Annotated in this window: 17 protein-coding genes and 1 tRNA gene; 11 read left to right on the top strand and 7 right to left on the bottom strand. The window is 74.0% G+C overall.

All coding sequences use genetic code 11. From position 1 onward, the window contains the following. Nucleotides 1–82: 82 nt before the first annotated feature. Complete coding sequence (locus MF406_RS02885) at nucleotides 83–1,006, bottom strand: cell filamentation protein Fic (RefSeq protein ID WP_242896515.1); 924 nt, start codon at nucleotides 1,004–1,006, stop codon at nucleotides 83–85. Between the two features lie 89 nt (nucleotides 1,007–1,095). Between MF406_RS02885 and MF406_RS02880 the strand changes: the two genes are divergently transcribed. The 5 genes from MF406_RS02880 to MF406_RS02860 all read left to right on the top strand — a co-directional run bounded on the left by MF406_RS02880 (nucleotide 1,096) and on the right by MF406_RS02860 (nucleotide 6,644). Next, nucleotides 1,096–2,166 (top strand): hypothetical protein, encoded by a 1,071-nt coding sequence (locus tag MF406_RS02880; protein WP_242896514.1) that lies wholly within the window; start codon nucleotides 1,096–1,098, stop codon nucleotides 2,164–2,166. A gap of 263 nt (nucleotides 2,167–2,429) precedes the next feature. Further along, nucleotides 2,430–4,415, top strand: a complete 1,986-nt coding sequence (gene acs / locus MF406_RS02875; protein ID WP_242896513.1) for an acetate--CoA ligase — start codon at nucleotides 2,430–2,432, stop codon at nucleotides 4,413–4,415. Between the two features lie 35 nt (nucleotides 4,416–4,450). Further along, nucleotides 4,451–5,302, top strand: coding sequence for an AzlC family ABC transporter permease (locus tag MF406_RS02870; RefSeq protein WP_242896512.1), 852 nt, complete (start codon nucleotides 4,451–4,453; stop codon nucleotides 5,300–5,302). After that, on the top strand, nucleotides 5,295–5,618 hold the full coding sequence (locus tag MF406_RS02865) for a branched-chain amino acid transporter permease (RefSeq protein ID WP_242896511.1): 324 nt from the start codon (nucleotides 5,295–5,297) through the stop codon (nucleotides 5,616–5,618). The genes MF406_RS02870 and MF406_RS02865 overlap by 8 nt, the downstream gene beginning before the upstream one ends. Before the next feature lie 114 nt (nucleotides 5,619–5,732). Further along, nucleotides 5,733–6,644 (top strand): alpha/beta fold hydrolase, encoded by a 912-nt coding sequence (locus MF406_RS02860; RefSeq protein ID WP_242896510.1) that lies wholly within the window; start codon nucleotides 5,733–5,735, stop codon nucleotides 6,642–6,644. A gap of 90 nt (nucleotides 6,645–6,734) precedes the next feature. On the opposite strand, the gene nth is transcribed toward MF406_RS02860, so the two are convergent. Further along, nucleotides 6,735–7,436: an endonuclease III gene (nth, locus tag MF406_RS02855; RefSeq protein WP_242896509.1), complete on the bottom strand. Its 702-nt coding sequence runs from the start codon at nucleotides 7,434–7,436 to the stop codon at nucleotides 6,735–6,737. Nucleotides 7,437–7,652: 216 nt separating this feature from the next. Here nth and MF406_RS02850 point away from each other — a divergent pair, with 216 nt between their 5' ends. Beyond that, the gene (locus MF406_RS02850; RefSeq protein ID WP_242896508.1) at nucleotides 7,653–8,330 is read left to right on the top strand and encodes a Crp/Fnr family transcriptional regulator; all 678 of its coding nucleotides are present in this window, start codon (nucleotides 7,653–7,655) and stop codon (nucleotides 8,328–8,330) included. An 83-nt stretch (nucleotides 8,331–8,413) separates the two neighbouring features. Here MF406_RS02850 and MF406_RS02845 read toward each other — a convergent pair whose 3' ends face one another. From MF406_RS02845 to MF406_RS02835, 3 genes are all read right to left on the bottom strand, one after another. Beyond that, nucleotides 8,414–8,875, bottom strand: a complete 462-nt coding sequence (locus MF406_RS02845; RefSeq protein WP_242896507.1) for a RidA family protein — start codon at nucleotides 8,873–8,875, stop codon at nucleotides 8,414–8,416. Next, on the bottom strand, nucleotides 8,872–9,036 hold the full coding sequence (locus tag MF406_RS02840) for a DUF4177 domain-containing protein (protein WP_242896506.1): 165 nt from the start codon (nucleotides 9,034–9,036) through the stop codon (nucleotides 8,872–8,874). Before MF406_RS02840 ends, MF406_RS02845 begins: the two co-directional genes overlap by 4 nt. 472 nt (nucleotides 9,037–9,508) lie before the next feature. After that, nucleotides 9,509–9,850, bottom strand: coding sequence for a WhiB family transcriptional regulator (locus tag MF406_RS02835; protein ID WP_242896505.1), 342 nt, complete (start codon nucleotides 9,848–9,850; stop codon nucleotides 9,509–9,511). 246 nt (nucleotides 9,851–10,096) lie between these two features. On the opposite strand from MF406_RS02835, the gene MF406_RS02830 reads away from it, so the two are divergent. From MF406_RS02830 to MF406_RS02810, 5 genes are all read left to right on the top strand, one after another. After that, nucleotides 10,097–12,553, top strand: coding sequence for a transglycosylase domain-containing protein (locus MF406_RS02830; RefSeq protein ID WP_242896504.1), 2,457 nt, complete (start codon nucleotides 10,097–10,099; stop codon nucleotides 12,551–12,553). Next, nucleotides 12,550–13,503 carry a metallophosphoesterase gene (locus MF406_RS02825; protein WP_371744647.1) on the top strand — a complete coding sequence of 318 codons (954 nt, stop codon included), beginning with the start codon at nucleotides 12,550–12,552 and terminating at the stop codon, nucleotides 13,501–13,503. The genes MF406_RS02830 and MF406_RS02825 overlap by 4 nt, the downstream gene beginning before the upstream one ends. A 226-nt stretch (nucleotides 13,504–13,729) precedes the next feature. Further along, complete coding sequence (locus tag MF406_RS02820) at nucleotides 13,730–14,107, top strand: hypothetical protein (protein WP_242896503.1); 378 nt, start codon at nucleotides 13,730–13,732, stop codon at nucleotides 14,105–14,107. 125 nt (nucleotides 14,108–14,232) lie between these two features. Next, nucleotides 14,233–14,916 carry a hypothetical protein gene (locus MF406_RS02815; RefSeq protein ID WP_242896502.1) on the top strand — a complete coding sequence of 228 codons (684 nt, stop codon included), beginning with the start codon at nucleotides 14,233–14,235 and terminating at the stop codon, nucleotides 14,914–14,916. Between the two features lie 187 nt (nucleotides 14,917–15,103). Then, nucleotides 15,104–15,177, top strand: a tRNA-Pro gene (locus MF406_RS02810). Nucleotides 15,178–15,454: 277 nt separating this feature from the next. Here MF406_RS02810 and MF406_RS02805 read toward each other — a convergent pair. Together MF406_RS02805 and MF406_RS02800 are read right to left on the bottom strand one after the other, a co-directional pair. Continuing rightward, the gene (locus tag MF406_RS02805; protein WP_242896501.1) at nucleotides 15,455–17,242 is read right to left on the bottom strand and encodes an FtsX-like permease family protein; all 1,788 of its coding nucleotides are present in this window, start codon (nucleotides 17,240–17,242) and stop codon (nucleotides 15,455–15,457) included. Further along, nucleotides 17,239–17,967, bottom strand: a complete 729-nt coding sequence (locus MF406_RS02800; RefSeq protein WP_242896500.1) for an ABC transporter ATP-binding protein — start codon at nucleotides 17,965–17,967, stop codon at nucleotides 17,239–17,241. The genes MF406_RS02805 and MF406_RS02800 overlap by 4 nt, the downstream gene beginning before the upstream one ends. Between the last annotated feature and the right edge of the window lie 85 nt (nucleotides 17,968–18,052).

Below are 18,052 nucleotides of genomic sequence, written 5' to 3'. Positions count from 1 at the left end.
GGGTCCGACCCGGCCAGGCCCGGCTGGTCCGGCTCGGACCGGCTTGGTCCGGCTGGCCCGGCGAATGCCGGCCGGGGCCGGCTCACCCCGCGGGTTCGCGCGGCGCCGCGGCCTCGTCACCGGCGCCCAGGCGGCCGGCCAGCACGGCGTCGGCCACCGCCGCCCCGGCGGCGGCACCCACGACCACCGCCTGAGCCTGGTAGGTCAGCCAGGACGCCACCCCCGCCGGCGTGCCGCTGGCGTAACCGGCCAGGGCGCGGCGGTACCCGGCCGGGTCGGCCGCGGGGTGAGCGTCCAGCACGGCGACGCCGGTCGGCTCCAGGCCGCTGCGCACCGCGAGCAGCCGGGCGACGGCGCGGGCCAGCAGCCCGTCGGCCACGCCGAACGGCGCCGCGGTGACGATCTCGGCGTGCACCACGCCCACCCGGACGAGCGCCGGGGCCGCCGTCGCGTCCATCGCCTCGAGGACCGTCCCCAGCCGGTCGACGGCGTCCGGACGGGGGCGGCCCACCACCGCGGCGGACAGGTGGCCGGGGACCAGGTGGGCGGTGAGGTCGCGGTGCAGCCCGGCGAGCACCTGCGCGGCAGGAGCGACCGGGGCGGGACCGGGGGCGCCGAGGTCGCCGAGGAGGTCCCCGACGTGGACCTGCGCCCGCCAGGCGGCCCGGACCGTGGCCTCGGCGGGCCCGTCACCGTCCCCTGCCGGCCCCTCCCCCGCCCCGCGCGGCCCGTCATCTCCCGCCTCGCCCGGCCGGTCGCCGGACCCGGCGGGCGGGCCGGCCGCGACCACCGCCCGCAGCCAGTCCACCGGCACGTGCGCCCCCTCGACGGCGCCGCTCGCGACGGCGGACCGCACCGCGGTCTCCGCCCGCGCCTCCCGCCACCGGCGCCGCAGGCCGGGGTGCCAGCGCACCGCGGCCGCCGCCGCGGCGGCCTCCGCGGCCGCCGCGGGGACCCCGTCCAGGGCGGCGAGCCGGGCGAGCGCGGCGGAGACGTCGGCGGCCATCCCCTCACCGTAGGCGCCGGATCCCCCGGCGCGGCTCCCCCGCCCCGGCCGGCCGCTGCCATACCGTGAGGCGACCCGAGGAGGCCAACGTGACGCAGCAGCCGCAGGACGATCGCCGCCCCACCGCCGGCGACGGACCCGTGGGCGGGCCGACCCAGGCCGGCCCGCCGCAGACCGGCGGGGCGACGGCGGTGCCGCGCCCGGCAGGAGACCGCGGCCCGACCAGCGAGCCGGAGCAGCTGACGACGGCCGAGCGCCGGCGCGGCTTCCTCGGCGTGCACGACCCGCGCACGCCCGACGAGGAGCAGGCAACCGGCAGGGACGCCCCCGTCCGCCCGTCCGGGGCCAGTGCCGCCGGCCAGCCGCCGCACGGCCCGGCCGGCGCGGCCGGCTATGACCGTCCGACGGAGCACCTCCCGGTGGGCGACCGCACCCCGGCGGCGGGGGCGGCAGCAGGGACCACGTCGGGCTGGCGGGACGCACCCGGCCCGGCCGCCCGGCGGGAGGCACCGGACCCGGCACCCCGGCGCGACGCACCCGGCCCGGAAGCCCGCCGGGACGCCCCCGGCCCGGAAGCCCGCCGGGACGCCCCCGGCCCGGCGGCCGACGTCGCGCTGGCCGGCGCGACCCAGGCCCGGCCCCGCTCCCGCGCCGCCGCCCACCTCTGGGCCGCCGTCGTCACCCTCGTGCTGGCCCCCATCGCGTGGTACCTCGTGGCCGACGGCGGCGCCCGGCTGTTCCTCGCCGACGGCGCCCCGTGGGACACCGGCACCCGGAACCTGGCCGCCATCGCCGAGCTCGCCTGCGGCCTCGTGCTCACCGCCGTGGTGCTGCTGGCGGCCCGGTGGTCCTCGGTCGGCGCGCTGGTCGTCGGCGCCCTCGTCCTGCTCGCCGGCATCGCCGTGGTGGCCTTCCCGGCCGAGGCGCGCGAGGTGCTCGAGCAGGTCGCGGACCGGCTGCGCGGCCTCGGCCAGCTCGGCACGAACGCCGCCCAGCACCTGCTGGCCGACGCCGGCTCGGCCCGGCTGGCGCTGTACGGCCTCGCGCTGCTGTGCACCGGCATCGTCTCCCACGGCGCCCGCCGCCAGGGACGCACCGAGGAACGTCGGCGCAGCGCCTACGAGCGCAGCCGCCGGGCCACCGGCCCCGACGCGCCCTGACCCGTCCCCGCATTGCGCCCAGCCGGATGAGCCTGTGCTCAAGCCTCGGAGGGGGAGCCGATCATCCTGTGTAGTCGTTGAAGCGCTTTCCCGTCGACGGGAAAGCGCTTCAACGACTACACAGGATGCGCGCCCCTCGTTGACGCCGTGGCGGCACCCGGGTGTACCCCGGCCCCCAGCTCGGATATCTTGACGTCGACAGACTGTGAGCGGAAGCACAGCGACCGCCCCTCCCCGGACCGCACGAGACCAGGAGGACATCGATGTCCCAGCCCGACGTCACCGCCACCGCCGAGGGCGGCCTGGCGAACCTGCTGCACGAGGACCGCTCGTTCCCGCCCAGCCCGGAGTTCGCCGCCCAGGCGAACGCCCAGCCCGACCTCTACGAGCGGGCCGCCGACCGCGAGGCGTTCTGGGCGGAGCAGGCCCGCGAACTGCTGACCTGGTCGAAGGACTTCACCCAGGTGCTGGACTTCTCCGCCGCCCCGGTGGCCCGCTGGTTCGCCGACGGCACCCTCAACGCCGCCTACAACGCCGTCGACCGGCACGTCGCCGCCGGCCGGGGGGAGCGGGTGGCCATCCACTTCGAGGGCGAGCCGGGCGACACCCGCACGCTGACCTACGCCGACCTGAAGGACGAGGTATCCCGGGCCGCCAACGCCCTGACCGAGCTGGGCGTGCGGACCGGGGACCGGGTGGCGATCTACCTGCCGATGATCCCCGAGGCGGTCATCGCCATGCTCGCCTGCGCCCGGATCGGCGCCCCGCACTCGGTGGTCTTCGGCGGGTTCTCCGCCGAGGCCCTGCACAGCCGCATCAACGACGCCGAGGCCCGCGTCGTCATCACCGCCGACGGCGGGTACCGCCGCGGCAAGCCGATGGCGCTCAAGCCCGCCGTCGACGAGGCGCTGGCCAAGGGCACCCCGGTCGAGCGGGTCCTGGTCGTGCACCGCACCGGCCAGGAGGTGGCCTGGACCGAGGGCCGCGACGTGTCCTGGGAGGAGGCGCTGGCCGCCGCCTCCCCCGAGCACACCCCCGTCCCGGTGGAGGCCGAGCACCCGCTGTACGTGCTGTACACCTCCGGCACCACCGGCAAGCCCAAGGGCATCATGCACACCACCGGCGGGTACCTCACCCAGTGCGCCTTCACCCACAGGTACGTCTTCGACCTCAAGCCCGAGACGGACGTGTACTGGTGCACCGCGGACATCGGCTGGGTGACCGGGCACAGCTACATCACCTACGGCCCGCTGCTCAACGGCGCCACCCAGGTCATCTACGAGGGCACCCCGGACACCCCGGACAAGGACCGCTGGTGGCAGATCGTGGAGAAGTACAAGGTCTCCATCCTCTACACCGCGCCCACCGCCATCCGCACCTGCATGAAGTGGGGCGAGGAGTTCCCCGGCCGGCACGACCTGTCCTCCCTCCGGGTGCTCGGCAGCGTGGGCGAGCCGATCAACCCCGAGGCGTGGATGTGGTACCGGCGGGTCGTCGGCGGGGACCGCACCCCGGTGGTGGACACCTGGTGGCAGACCGAGACCGGCGCGATCATGATCTCCCCGCTGCCCGGGGTGACCGCGGCCAAGCCGGGCTCGGCCATGCGCCCGCTGCCCGGGATCAGCGCCGAGGTCCTGGACGAGGCCGGGCAGCCGGTGCCCAACGGCGGCGGCGGGTACCTGGTCCTGACCGAGCCGTGGCCGGCGATGCTCCGCGGCATCTGGGGGGACCCGCAGCGGTTCTACGACACCTACTGGTCCCGGTTCGAGGGGATGTACTTCGCCGGCGACGGCGCCAAGAAGGACGACGACGGCGACATCTGGCTCCTCGGGCGGGTCGACGACGTCATGAACGTCTCCGGGCACCGGCTCTCCACCACAGAGATCGAGTCCGCGCTGGTCTCCCACGACGCCGTCGCCGAGGCCGCCGTCGTCGGCGCCACTGACGACACCACCGGGCAAGCGGTGGTCGCCTTCGTCATCCTGCGTGCCGAGTACCTCGAGCGGGCCGAGCAGCAGGGCGAGGGCGCCGACATCGTGGCCGAGCTCCGGGCGCACGTGGCCCGGGAGATCGGGCCGATCGCCAAGCCGCGCTCGATCCTGGTGGTGGCCGAGCTGCCGAAGACCCGGTCGGGGAAGATCATGCGCCGGCTGCTGCGGGACATCGCCGAGGGCCGGCCGGCCGGGGACGTCACCACCCTTGCCGACTCCTCGGTGATGGAGCAGATCAGCCGGGGCATGCACCGGTAGCCACCCCACCCCGGCGGGCGTCCTACAGTCGGAGCGTGCCCGCGCCCCTCCCCGACCCCTCGACGGGTGGGCGCGGGCCGCTCGGCGGCGCCGGCGGACCGGCCGGCTGGCGGCACGACGTCGCCGTCGCCACCCGCGACACGGCCGGCGTCGGCATGGGGTACCTGCCGCTCGGGGCCGCGTTCGGGATGCTGCTGGTCACCAGCGGCCTGGCGTGGTGGTGGGCGCCGGTGTTCTCCGTCCTCATCTACGCCGGGTCGATGGAGTTCCTCGCCATCGGGCTGGTCACCGGCGGGGTCGGCCTCGCCCAGGTCGCGGTGACCACCTTCTTCGTCAACTTCCGGCACATCTTCTACGGGCTGAGCTTCCCGCTGCTGAAGATCCGCTCGGGCCTGGGCCGGGCGTACGGCGTGCACGCCCTGACCGACGAGGCCTACGCCCTGCTGGCCACCCGGCCGCGGCAGGAGCTGACCGGCCGGCGGGTGCTGGCCACCGAGGTCCTGTGCCACCTGTACTGGCTCACCGGGTCCACCGCCGGGGCGCTGCTGGGCGCCCGGCTGGACTGGGACCCGGCCGGCCTGGGCTTCGCGCTGACCGCCCTGTTCGTGGTGCTCACCATCGACGCCTTCCGCGCCAGCCCCGACCCGGTCACGCTGGTGGTTGCGCTCGCCTGCGCCGGCCTCGCCCTGGCCGTCGCCCCGGGGAGCATGCTCGTCCTGGCGCTCGGAGCCTTCGTGGTGGTGCTCATGGTCCGGTTCGCCCTGGCGTCCCGGCACGACGGCGGCCGGCCGGGTCACGCTGGCGGACCGGGTCACGACGGCGCCGGCCCGGAGCAGGACGCCGGGCCCGATCAGCACGGCGACCAACCGGAGGGCCGCGGTGGTTAGCCCCGGCGACGTCCTGCTCACCCTTCTGGTCATCTTCGCGGTGACCTACGCGCTGCGCCTGGCGCCGTTCCTGCTCCTGCGCCGCACCGGGGAGTCCCGGCTGGTCCGTTATCTCGGCCGGACCATGCCGCTGGGGGTCATGGCGATCCTGGTGGTCTACACCCTCGCGACGGTGGACGTCACCGTCGCCCCGCACGGGCTGCCCGAGCTCCTCGCCGTCGTCGTCACCGCGGCGGTGCACCTGTGGCGGCGCAACGCCCTGCTCAGCATCGTCGCGGGCACCGGCACGTACATGCTGCTGCTGGCCCTGCTGTAGCCGCCGGCCGGGCCGTCGCCGGCGCGGTCCGGGCGGCGCGGCCGGGCGCGGCCGGGCAGGCGGCAGGGGCGGGACGCGGCGGGGCGGGCGGCGGCACCCGGTACGGTGCCGGTCGTGGTCGCCGACTCCAGCTGCGTGCTCGTCCCCGGCCCCTGGGAGCACCGGGACGTGGCCGCCAACGGCGCCCAGTTCCACGTCGCCCTGGCCGGCCCGCCCGACCCCGACCGGCCGCTGGTGGTCCTGCTGCACGCCTTCCCGCAGTTCTGGTGGGCCTGGCGCCACCAGATCCCGCCGCTGGCCGAGGCCGGCTACCGGGTGGCCGCGATGGACCTGCGCGGCTTCGCCGGCTCGGACAAGCCGCCGCGCCGGCACGAGACCGACGTCCTGGCCCGGGACGTCGCGGGGGTGATCCGGTCCCTCGGGGCCGCCGGGGCCGTCGTCGTCGGGCACGGGTTCGGCGGCACGGTGGCGTGGTCCATGCCCACCTTTGCGCCGGCGGTGACCCGGGCGGTGGCCGTGCTGGCCAACCCGCACCCGGTGCCCCTGCACACCCTGCGCACGGTCCCGGCCCGGGCCCTGGGTCCCCTGCTGCGGTTCCAGGTGCCCTGGTTCCCCGAGCAGGCCCTCACCAGGGGGGACCTGGTGGCCCGCCTGCTGCGGGCGTGGTCGGCGCCGGGCAACGACGGCGCCGCCGCCCACGCCGACCTGTACACCGAGGCGATGGGGCTGCCGTTCGCCGCGCACAGCACCATGGAGCACTTCCGCTGGCTGGTCCGCTCCACCCCGCGGCCCGACGGCCGGCGGTACCTGGCGGCGCTGCGCACCCCGGTGACGGCACCGGTGCTCACCGTCCGGGGCGGGCAGGACCCGCTCATGGGCGCCCGCGCCTTCCGCCGGGACGCCTGCTACGTGGACGGCCCGCTCCAGCAGGTGGTGCTGGACCGCGCCGGGCACTTCCTGCCCGAGGAGGCCCCGGCGGAGGTCACCGAGGCGCTGCTGGGCTTCCTGGCCGACGTTGTCCGCTGACCTGGCCGGTCATGGCTGGGCCGGTCATGGCTGGGCCGGTCATGGCGGGGCCGGTCAGGGCGCGCCGGATCCCCGCCGCGGACACTTCGCTCAGGGCACGGTGACCAGGGCGGCCGCCCGCTCCGGGTCGGTCTCGCCGGTGCCGTAGGACGGGCACAGGTCGGCCAGCACGCAGGCGCCGCAGGCGGGGCGGCGGGCGTGGCAGACCCGGCGGCCGTGGAAGATCAGCCGGTGGCAGGCCATCGTCCAGCGCTCCGCCGGCAGCAGCGCCGCGATGTCCTGCTCGACCTTGACCGGGTCCTGCTGCGTGCTCCAGCCCAGCCGGCGGGCGAGCCGGCCGACGTGGGTGTCCACGGTGATCCCCGGGACCCCGAAGGCGTTGCCGAGGACGACGTTGGCGGTCTTGCGGCCCACCCCGGGCAGCCGCACGAGCTCGGGCAGCGTGGCGGGCACGGCGCCGTCGTGGTCCTCGACGAGCGCAGCACCGAGGCGCTGCAGCGTCCCGGCCTTGGCCCGGAAGAACCCGAGCGGGCGCAGGAGCTCCTCGAGGTCCTCCCGTTGGGCGCCGGCGTAGGCGGCGGCGTGGGGGTAGCGGGCGAAGAGCGTGGGGGTGACCGCGTTGACACGCCGGTCGGTGGTCTGGGCGGACAGGACGGTGGCCACGAGCAGCCCGAGCGGGTTGGTGAAGTCCAGCTCGCAGCGCGCGTCCGGCCAGGCCTCGGCCAGGCGGTCGTCGACGGCGAGCGCCTGCTCCGGGGTGCCGGCGGGGGGCCGCCGGTCGGCTGGGTCCACCCGGCCAGGGTAGGTGCCCGCACCGACGGCGGAGACCTCTCGGTCGTCTGGGCGGACCCGCGGCCCAGCCGCGTGCGTCCCCGACCGCCCCACGGCTCGAGGCTCAGCCGCCCGACCGGTGTGCCGGTGGTCACGCCAGGTGGCAGGATGGGGCCGGTGCGCGGCCCGGCCGCGCCCCTGGACGTGCGACGTCACCGGCAGATTGGGACCCCACCTGTGGAAGAGAACGTGATCGGCTCCGTACCGCTGTTCGAGGCGCTGGACGAGGACGACCGCGCCGCGCTCCGGGCCGTGATGACGGAGACGACCGTGCGCCGCGGCGAGACGCTGTTCAACGAGGGCGACCCGGGGGACCGGCTGTTCATCGTCACCGAGGGCAAGGTCAAGCTCGGACACACCGCCCCGGACGGCCGCGAGAACCTCCTCGCCGTGCTCGGCCCCGGCGAGATCCTCGGCGAGCTCACCCTCTTCGACCCGGGCCCGCGGTCGACGACGGCGACCGCGGTGGCCCCCACCACGCTGCTGGAGCTCCAGCACGCGGACCTGATGAGTTTCCTGGACACCCGCCCCGGGCTGGCCAAGCACATGCTCAAGGCCCTGGCCCAGCGCCTGCGCCGGACCAACACCGCGCTGGCGGACCTCGTCTTCTCCGACGTGCCGGGCCGGGTGGCCAAGGCCCTGCTCGACCTGGCCGACCGGTTCGGTACCCGGACCGAGGAGGGGGTGCACGTCCCGCACGACCTCACCCAGGAGGAGCTCGCCCAGCTCGTCGGCGCCTCCCGGGAGACGGTGAACAAGTCACTCGCCGAGTTCGTCTCCCGCGGCTGGATCCGGCTGGAGGGCCGGGCCGTGGTGCTGCTCGACCTGGACCGGCTGCGCCGCCGCGCCCGCTGACGGCCGGTCGAGCCCCTGCCCGGCCGGTCCCGAGCCGCTGACCGTCCGGAGCCGAGCCGCTGACTGCGGCTCGGCGCCAGCCGTCAGCGCACCTCGACGGTGATCTCCACCTCGACCGGGGCGTCCAGCGGCAGCACGGCTACGCCTACCGCCGAACGGGCGTGCCGGCCGGCGTCGCCGAAGACCTCCCCGAGCAGGTCCGAGGCGCCGTTGACGACGGCGGGCTGGCCGGTGAAGCCGGGGTCGCTGGCCACGAAGCCGGTCACCCTGACCACCCGGACCACCTGGTCCAGGCCGCCGACGAGGTCGGCGACGGCGGCGAGGGCGTTCAGCGCGCAGGTGCGGGCGGCGTCGGCGGCCTGCTCCGGTCCGACGGCGGCCCCCACCTTCCCGGTGACCGCGAGCGCCCCGCCGACGAGCGGGAGCTGGCCGGAGGTGTGCACGAGGTTCCCCTGGCGCACCGCGGGCACGTAGGACGCGACCGGCGCGGCGACCGGCGGCAGCTCCAGGCCGAGGTCGGCGAGCCGCTGGGCCGGCCCGCTCACCGCTCCCCCGTGGGCCGCTTGAGGTAGGCCACCAGGTTGTTCGAGCCGGCCGGGCCGGGCACGACCTGGACGAGCTCCCACCCGTCGCTGCCCCACTGGTCCAGGATCGCCTTGGTGTTGTGGATCAAGAGCGGAATCGTCGCGTACTCCCAGGTGGTCATTGCGCCATCCTAGGGACGACGGCGCCCGGGCACCGGCGCACGGCGGCTCCCCGCGCCGGCACCGCGCCGGCCGGGCGGACCGCCCGGGGCGCACGTGCAGCCCCGCGGACCGTCCGAAGCGCACGTGCAGCCCCGGGGAGTGCACATCAGCGACCACAAAGTCCCCGCCGGGCCGGACGTGCGCCCCTGTCGGTCCGCACGATCACGCGGAAACCACCCAGCCGACACCGGTCCGCTGGGGCCGATTGTGGTCGTTCGCGAACACCCACCGTCCGGCCACCCGCGCAGCCACCCGTTGGGACATGTACATGCTCGGGCACCGACCAGGCACCGCCGCGGGCACGTCCCCACACGGGCAGCCTCCGCCGGCGTGGGGTCACGCCGGCGTGTGCGGAACCCGAGGGCCCCGGGGACCGGTCGGGCGGTGCGAGGTCACGCCGTCGTGCCGGCGCCCGCCGGCCCCCGGGACCGGTCAGGCGGACTGGCGGCGCATCAGGGCGAGGATCCGCGGCGCACGGTCGGCGCGGAGCTCGGCGACGAGCTCGTCGTCCTCGCTCTGCAGCCACGCAGCCCAGTCCGTGACGTGCGGGTACTGGCGCAGCAGAGCGCGCCGCTCCCGCTCGGTCAGCCCGCCCCACACCCCGAAAGTGGTGCCGGAGTCGAGCGCGTCGGCCAGGCACTCGAGCCGGACCGGGCAGCCGAAGCACAGCTCGCGCACCTGGCGCTGGGCGGCCCCGCGCACGAACAGGGCATCGGGGTCGCGGCCCACGCATGCAGCTCGCGTAGCCCACGACTGGTCATCGTTGACAGCCAAGACAGCCTCCTGACCCCGGGCAAGAGCTCCCGTGTACCCGGCCCCCTGACCGGGGGAGTTTTTGCCTACAGCTGACGCTATCCGCCCCGGCGGTGCCGGGGAAGGGCCGTGACCTGATCGGGACCTTTGCCGTCCTGGCCGGGGTCTGCGGCGTCCCTGACCGGGGCCCGCGGCGTCGTCGATAACGCGAGGCGTGATACGGCCGGGCCTCCACCGTTCTGGGGGCCGGCACGTACCCTAGGAGCCATGTCGTCGCCACCTCCGCCGTCGGGGCGGGCCGTCAAGCCGGCGCAGCTCGTGACCATGCTGCTCGCCTTCGTGCTCGTCGCGGGCATCGGCGGGCTGCTGGGCACGGGCCTGGTCATGCCCGCCGTCGGCGCGGTCGGCCGGGTGACCCAGGCCAGCACCGACCTGTTCGAGGACCTGCCGAGCGAGCTCGCCATCCCGGAGCCCTCCCAGCAGAGCGTCATCCTCGACGCCACTGGTGGCGTGATGGCCCGGATCTACGCCGACAACCGGGTGGTGGTGGGCCTGGACCAGATCTCCCCGCACCTGCAGCACGCCGTCGTGGCCATCGAGGACCGGCGCTTCTACGAGCACAAGGGCGTCGACCCCGAGGGCATCATGCGCGCCGCGGTGAACAACGCCACCGGCGGGGAGCTCGAGGGGGCCTCCACCCTCACCCAGCAGTACGTCAAGAACGTCCTGATCGACGCCGGCCGGGTCGCCGGGGACGAGGAGGCGGTCGACGCCGCCACCGAGCGGAGCGTGGGGCGCAAGCTCGAGGAGGCCCGTCTCGCGATCGGCCTGGAGCAGCAGGTGAGCAAGGAGGACATCCTCGCCGGCTACCTCAACATCGCCCCGTTCGGCCCGTCCCAGTACGGGGTGGAGGCCGCCGCCCAGCACTACTTCTCCAAGAGCGCCAAGGACCTCACCATCAGCGAGGCGGCGCTGCTCGCCGGCATCACCCAGTCCCCCGGAAAGCACGACCCGGTGCGCAACCCGGACAGCGCCGTCGAGCGCCGGAACGTCGTCCTGGGTGCCATGCGGGACCAGGGGTACATCACCCAGGCCGAGTACGACGAGGCCGTGGCGGTCCCGCTCGAGGCCATGCTCAACGTCTCCAACACCCCCAACGGCTGTGCGCAGGCCGGCACGGCCGCGTACTTCTGCGAGTACGTGGTCAAGGACCTGCTCCGCAACGAGGCCTGGGGCAAGGACGCCGAGGACCGCCAGCGGATGCTCTACCGCGGCGGGCTCGTCATCCAGACCACGCTGGACCCGGCCAAGCAGCAGATGGCCTACGAGTCGGTGACCGCCAACGTCCCGGCCAACGACCCCTCCGGGGTGGACATGGCGCTGTCCTCGGTCGAGCCGGGCACCGGGTACATCCGGGCGATGGCGCAGAACACCAACTACGGCGAGCCGACCGACGCCGACCCCGGCGCCACCACGCTGAACTTCAACGTCGGCACCTCCCACGGCGGCGGGATCGGGTTCCAGTCCGGGTCCACGTTCAAGGTCTTCACCCTGGTGGAGTGGCTGGAGACCGGCCACTCCCTGAACGAGCAGGTGGTCTCCAACAAGCGGAACTACCCGCGCCGGTCCTGGAACATCCCCTGCAACCCCACCATGGCCAGCGACTACAACCCGAAGAACCTGGAGGGCGTCGGCGGGCCCCGGATGCGCGTGGTGGAGGCGACCCGGCAGTCGGTCAACCTCAGCTTCGTGCAGATGGCCAACCAGATGGACCTGTGCGCCATCATGGACAACGCGGCCACGATGGGGGTGCAGCGGGGCGAGGCGGGTGCCGAGCTCGAGCCGTACCCCAGCGCCGTCCTGGGCGCGAACAACGTCACCCCGCTGAGCATGGCGCGGGCCTTCGCCACCCTGGCCGCCGGCGGGGTCTCCTGCGAGCCGGTCGCCATCACCGGCATCACCGACCGGGCCGGCAACGAGATCCCGGCCCCGAAGTCCGCGTGCACGCAGGTCCTCGAGCCGTCCGTCGTCAACGGCGTCAACTACGCGCTCCAGCAGGTGGTCACGCCGCAGCGCGGGTCCACCGGGAGCCGGGCGGTGCTCCCGGACCGGCCGGCCGCGGGCAAGACCGGCACCGCCAACGACGACTCCGCCGCCTGGTTCGTCGGCTACACCCCCCAGCTGGCCTCCGCCGTCTGGATGGGTCACAGCACCGCGCTGACGCCCATGCTCGGCGCGACCATCAACGGCAAGTACAACAAGTACGTCTACGGCGGCTCCTACCCCGCGCAGACCTGGCACGACTACATGGTCCGCGCGCTCGAGGGCGCGCCGGTCGTGCCGTTCGCCGCTCCCCCGCCGGACCAGCTCACCGCCGCCCGGGGCCGGGTGACCGTGCCGAACGTGCTCGGCACGGCAGTGGCGGACGCCGAGGCGCAGCTGACGGCGGCCGGCCTCGACGTCGAGGTCGGCCCGCCCGCCGCCTCGGACGTGCCCACCGGTGCGGTGGCCCAGATGAACCCCGGCGCCGGCGCGCAGGTCCGGCCGCGGTCCACCGTCACCCTGACGCCCAGCGCGGGGCCGGCCGGGACCGCCACCCAGGCGGCACCGGACCAGGGCGACGGCGAGAGCGACGGCGAGAGCGACGGCGCCGCCGCGGCGGCGGCCGGGGCGCCGGACGGTGGGGACGCGGACGGCGCGGGCCCGGCCGAGGAGGAGGACTGAGCCGGCCGGGCGCGTCCGGCCCCACCGGCCGCGGTGCCCGGCGGGCCGCCGTCGGGGTCGCGACCGCCGGCGCGGCGGCCGCGGCCGCCCTGGGGTGGGCGCTGGTCGAGCCGCTGCGGTACACCCTGCGCCGCCACGACGTCCCCGTCCTCCCGCCCGGCAGCGCGCCGGTGCGGGTCCTGCACGTCTCCGACCTGCACCTGACGCCGGCCCAGCGGGACAAGGTCGCCTGGGTCCGCGACCTCGCCTGGCTCGAGCCCGACCTGGTGATCAGCACCGGGGACAACATGGCGCACCGGGACGCCCTGCCCACCGTGCTCGAGGCCTACGCGCCGTTGCTGGAGCTGCCCGGCGCGTTCGTGCTCGGCTCGAACGACTACTTCGCGCCCCGGCCCAAGAACCCCCTGCGCTACCTCCAGCCCGACGCCCGCAGCGGCACCGCCGACCAGGAGCACCTGCCCGCGGCGGAGCTGGCCGAGGCGTTCCGGCGGGCCGGGTGGCGCGACCTGAGCAACCGGCGCGACGCCGTGGCGCTCGGCGGCCTGGACGTCTCGCTGGTGGGCGTGGACGACCCGCACCTGGACCGGGACCGCTTCCCCGCCGCCACCGGGCCGCGCGGCCGGCTGCACCTGGGCGTCGCGCACGCCCCCTACACCCGGGTCCTGGACGCCATGCACGCCGACGGCTGCGACCTGGTGCTGGCCGGGCACACCCACGGCGGGCAGCTCCGGGTGCCCCTTATCGGGGCGCTGGTGACCAACAGCGACCTCGACACCGGCCGCGCGGCCGGGCTGCACGGCTGGCCCGGCCCGCGCCCGGACCGGCCCGGCGGGGCCGGCTCGACCTGGCTGCACGTCTCCGCGGGCCTGGGCACCAGCCCGTACGCCCCGGTGCGGTTCGCCTGCCTGCCGGAGGCCACGCTGCTCACCCTGGTGCCGGCTGGGTCCTGAGCCTGCGTCCAGACCTGTGAGCTGGGCTCGTCCGTGGCGTCGTCGAGGATGAGTGCGGTGGCCTCGGCGGCCACGTCGAGCATCTGGGCGATGAGGTCGCGGAGCTGGCGGTCGTTGTCGATCCGCTCCCGGCAGAGGCCCGCTCAGACCACATCCGGCAGTATGCCGACGCAAAACCTGCAGGTTAGCGATGGCTAATCCGCCACTTTCGCCGTAGTGTTTGGCCATGAGATCCGACGTGGTCGCCTCGCATGCCGACGCCACCCGGCTGGACATCCATGACCTGGTGCGGATCCTCAACGAGAACGTGGGCACGACCGTCGTACAGGCGATGACCGGCGCCAAGGACCGCGGCCAGCCCGCCGCGTGGGCGCGCGCCGACGGTCCCGAGCCCCGCCTCAAGACGGTCAACCAGCTACGACTGGGCTACCGCGTCTGGCACCTCATGGCCCAGGCAGAGGGACGTAACGTCGCCCTCGCCTGGCTCGTTGGCGCCAACCCACGACTCGGTGAGACCACTCCCGTCTCTGCCGTGCGTGACCTCAAGAGCGCCGAGGTGATCGGGGCCGCCCTGGCGTTCATCGACGGATCCCCGGCGGCGTGAGCGCCGCCCCACGGTCCCGTGTCTGTCCTTGCACCGGCCTCTATCTCGTGCCGGCCCGCGGCCAAGACGGCTGGCGCGTCGCCCAGGAGCGCTACACCCGCTCCGGCGGCATCCTTGCCGTGCGCGTGAACGAGCATGTTGGACCGCTGCCCGCGGAGCTGCCCGACCGACGGGGCCGGTTCGACACCATCGGGCGCACGGTCTACTTCGCCGAGCGGGCGAGCACCGCGTTTGCTGAGGTCCTCCAGGACTTCCGGGCCGCCCGCGTCGCCCTGCAGGCTGATGCCGACGCCATCGGCATGAGCGTGGAGGAGTACATCGCCAACGTCTGCGACCAGGCTGCCGTCAACGGCCGGGAACGCCCCTGGGCCGTCAGTGCGGACTGGCAGATGAGCCGCTCCCTGCACCGAGTCGCCATGCCAGCCGAGGGCTGGTGGGTCCACATCCACCACAGGACCACGCTCAACCGTCTTGGGCTGGACCTTGCCGAACCGCTACGACAGGCCGGGGTCCCGCTGCTCACTCTCAGTGGAACCACCAGTGAGAACCGTGCCGTCACCACCCTCCTCGCGCAGCACGTCCGCGGCCAGACGCTCTTCGACGGCTCGCTCCCGCTCGGGATCCAGTTCACCTCCACGACCGGGTACGGCACCTGCTGGGCCTGGTGGGACCGCAGAGCCGACGACGGCCTCACGCCCGGACAGAACGACCCCAAGACCATCGACGACCTCAACATCGACGGCGCCCCGTTCCGCGCCGTCACCACAGACTGGGAGCTCGAGGTGCTCCCCGGCGCGCTGCGCTACTGACTGGCCACCGATCCCACGCCCGGCCCGCCGGCGCCTCCTCCTGGTGTGCGCGTCCGCGACGACGGCGGCCGATCTCCGACGGCGGTCATCCATGGCGCCGCCGCGGCCGGCCGCGGGCGTGGCGTCCGTCTCAACCGGCCACGCCGGTTTCCCGACCGCCCGGGCGCTCGGCTATCCTGGTCCGGCTCGGGGTGTGGCGCAGCTTGGTAGCGCGCTTCGTTCGGGACGAAGAGGTCGTGGGTTCAAATCCCGCCACCCCGACCGAGAGGGCCGGTGGCCTGCGGAAGCGCAGACCACCGGCCCTGCTGCTTCCCTCCCCCATCCGCACGCGCGACCTGCCCGGTGCCCGTCCCGAACCACGTCGCCCAGCTGCGCGCCGTCGTCAGCCACGAACTCTTCTCGCTCCCCGAGGTGACAGTGCCGTCCCGCAGCCGGCGCTCCCCCTCGGTCACAGCGTGCGCGCCGTGGAGGCGCCCGGCCCGCCATAGCGTCCGTCCATGCATCAGTCCTGTCGGCCTCACATTCGTGAGAACCGGCCTCACCGTCGCTGGAAGACGGCAGGACGTGCCGAACCGAGCGTCGCGATGATCGTGGTTCCTATGAGCGTGGCGGCGACCCAAGCGTACTGAGACACGGGGCCGACACCCGAATACCCGATGTCGAGGCTGCGGAGATAGGGCCGTGTCGCGGCAAGCACCAGAGCGACACTAGCAATGAATGCGATAGCCAGGGCGGGTAGGGTGGTCGCAAGTGCTTGACGCGTAAGTGCGTTCAGGAGCGCACTCCTTGCCATTCCCACCCGTCCGAGCTTGTTGATCTCGTTACGCCGCGCATGGGTGGAAATGATGGTCGAAGAGACGGCCAAGGCCGTGAACAGCGCGAGCGGCGCACCGATGAGGAGACCGATTTCGTCCTGGCCCTGCCCGCCGGTGGCCGAGACGGCCGCACCGGCCGGGAGCGACTGGATCCACTGCGACGCCGGCTGACCAGTCCAACCCTCTCCGAGCTGGACATCCTCCCAGGCGACTACGGTCGCTGGCCCCGACGGCGTCCGCACCCGAGTGTCGGTGATGAAGAAGTCGCCCCAGGTTCCCGGCGTCGCGGTGATCACGACCAGTCGCAGCTCGACGATGTCATTCTGTGCGGGAAGGGCGACCGGGAACCGATCGCCGACGTAGGCATCGAGGGTGCTTGCACGTTCCGCTGTCATAACGAGCCCAGGAGTAACGGAGCCCGACAGGGTCGTTCTGCGAAGAAGGTTCTTGGCATCGGCAACAGTGAGGACCTGCGCCGGCTCGGCCGCGCCGGCACCCGCGAGCTCGACATCGACCTGGGTGAGCGTGACGGTACCGTTCGTGCGAGGAGGCGTGGCGTCGCCGTCGTTCGTCCATATCTTCGCACCAGACAGCACCACGTCGAGCCGGTCACGTGCTGCGGCGTCAGTGATAACCGGGTAGCCGCCAAAGAACACCGTGAGCCCCAGAGCGAGCATGGCGGCGGACGATGTCGTCGTCCTTGCGGCACTTGCCGTCCAGCGGGAACTGACCAAGGCCGGGGCCGACATGCGCGACCCTCGTAGCGCGATGGCCATCCGTACGGCCGCAGCCGAGAGGTAGCGCCACGATGCACCCAGAGCAGCCATAGCGGCCGCCGTCGCCAGGAGACCCAGCAAGAAGCCGCTCTCCGGCGTCGTGGCGGTACCCGCTCCAGCGAGCGCCGCGAGCGCCGAGACGGAGATGACCACGGTTCCCACCACACGGACGGTGCTCCTGCGTTGACCCGCGTCGGCGACGAGCGGCTCGATGGGCTCGCGCTTGGCGGAGGCTCGCGCGGCCCCGGCGGTACCTACGAGCGCCACGACGACGATGCCCGCGAGCACCAGGCCATAGGCGAGCAGACTGCCCCGAACCTCGACCTCGGCGGGAACGACGGCGAGCGATGCCAAGTACGGAACCAACGCGGGAGCGATGGCGAGGGCGGCCGCGAACCCCAGAACTGAGGCGACGAAGCCGACAACGACGCTCTCCAGCGCAAGATAGCCCCGCAGTGCCCAGCCGCCGAGGCCCACCATCCGCAGTCGCCGCAACGTCGGCCAGCGCTCGGCGATGCTGTGGCGGGTGATCGCGTCGATGATGATCGCGGTGGAGATCAGCGCAACGGTGGCGATCACGGCAAGGGAGGCGGGATCCCCCTGGGACGATGCCGATAACGACGTGGCGAGTGCGGCAAGGACGCCGATCACCAACGCGGCTGTCGTGAGCGCAGCCAGCAGTGCCGCGTAGGTGGCACGCTCGGCCCAGGCGACCTTGAGGAGATCGCGCGTCATGCTGCCCGCTCGGGTGTATCGCGCAACGCTGCCAGGACTTGCGACGGGGTGGGTTGGCGCAGCGTCTGCTCGACGCAACCGCGAGAGATGACCAGGACAGTATCCGCGCGCGCCGCAAGCTCTGGGTCGTGGGTCGCCATCACCACCGCCTTGACCGAGGCGTCCAGGGACCGCAGCAGGACGCCTATGACTTCCTCGCTGGTGATGGGATCAAGAGCACCAGTCGGCTCGTCGGCGAAGATCACCTGGGCGTCGTTCGCGATGGCCCGAGCGATCGCGACCCGCTGGCGTTGACCGCCGGAGAGCCGGCTCGTCAGCATACCGACACGATCAGCGAGCCCCAGCTCCGCGGCGAGTCGATCGAGCCGGCCCTCATCCAGCTTTCTGTGCGACATCCGCGCCGGCAGGCTGATGTTCTCCGCACCCGTCAGGCTGTCGATCAGGGTGTAGTCCTGGTAGACGAAGCCGAACGCCTCCCGACGCAGGCGCGCAACCTTGTGCTCCGGCAGCCGCGTCAGGTCGACCCCGCCAAGATCGACCCGACCGCCCGTCACCCGGGCCAGGCCCGCAACGCAGTTCAGGATCGTGCTCTTGCCCGAACCCGAGCGCCCGACAAGTGCTGTGAACGACCCGTCCGCGACCTCGAACGATGCCGGGCCGAGGCGCACCCTTGCACGCCCGTTCCGGAACTCCTTGACCACGCCGTCCGCTACGAGAACACTCACCTCGAGTCTCTCCGTTCGCTCGCCCCATCGTTTCCTCCGCGCCGTCGGGAGGCCCACACATGCACCAAAGCACGAGCCCATCAAA

Origin of the sequence: Georgenia sp. TF02-10 (assembly GCF_022759505.1) — a bacterium.
GTDB lineage: Bacteria > Actinomycetota > Actinomycetes > Actinomycetales > Actinomycetaceae > TF02-10.
Note: the sequence above shows the minus strand (reverse complement) of the source record. Positions and strands in the feature narration are given on the sequence as shown.

Coding starts and splice junctions, on each gene's coding strand:
- MF406_RS02885 (WP_242896515.1), bottom strand. CDS start 1,006: ATGGCCGCCGACGTCTCCGCCGCGCTCGCCCGGCTCGCCGCCCTGGAC.
- acs (WP_242896513.1), top strand. CDS start 2,430: ATGTCCCAGCCCGACGTCACCGCCACCGCCGAGGGCGGCCTGGCGAAC.
- MF406_RS02840 (WP_242896506.1), bottom strand. CDS start 9,036: ATGACCACCTGGGAGTACGCGACGATTCCGCTCTTGATCCACAACACC.
- MF406_RS02830 (WP_242896504.1), top strand. CDS start 10,097: ATGTCGTCGCCACCTCCGCCGTCGGGGCGGGCCGTCAAGCCGGCGCAG.
- MF406_RS02820 (WP_242896503.1), top strand. CDS start 13,730: ATGAGATCCGACGTGGTCGCCTCGCATGCCGACGCCACCCGGCTGGAC.
- MF406_RS02805 (WP_242896501.1), bottom strand. CDS start 17,242: ATGACGCGCGATCTCCTCAAGGTCGCCTGGGCCGAGCGTGCCACCTAC.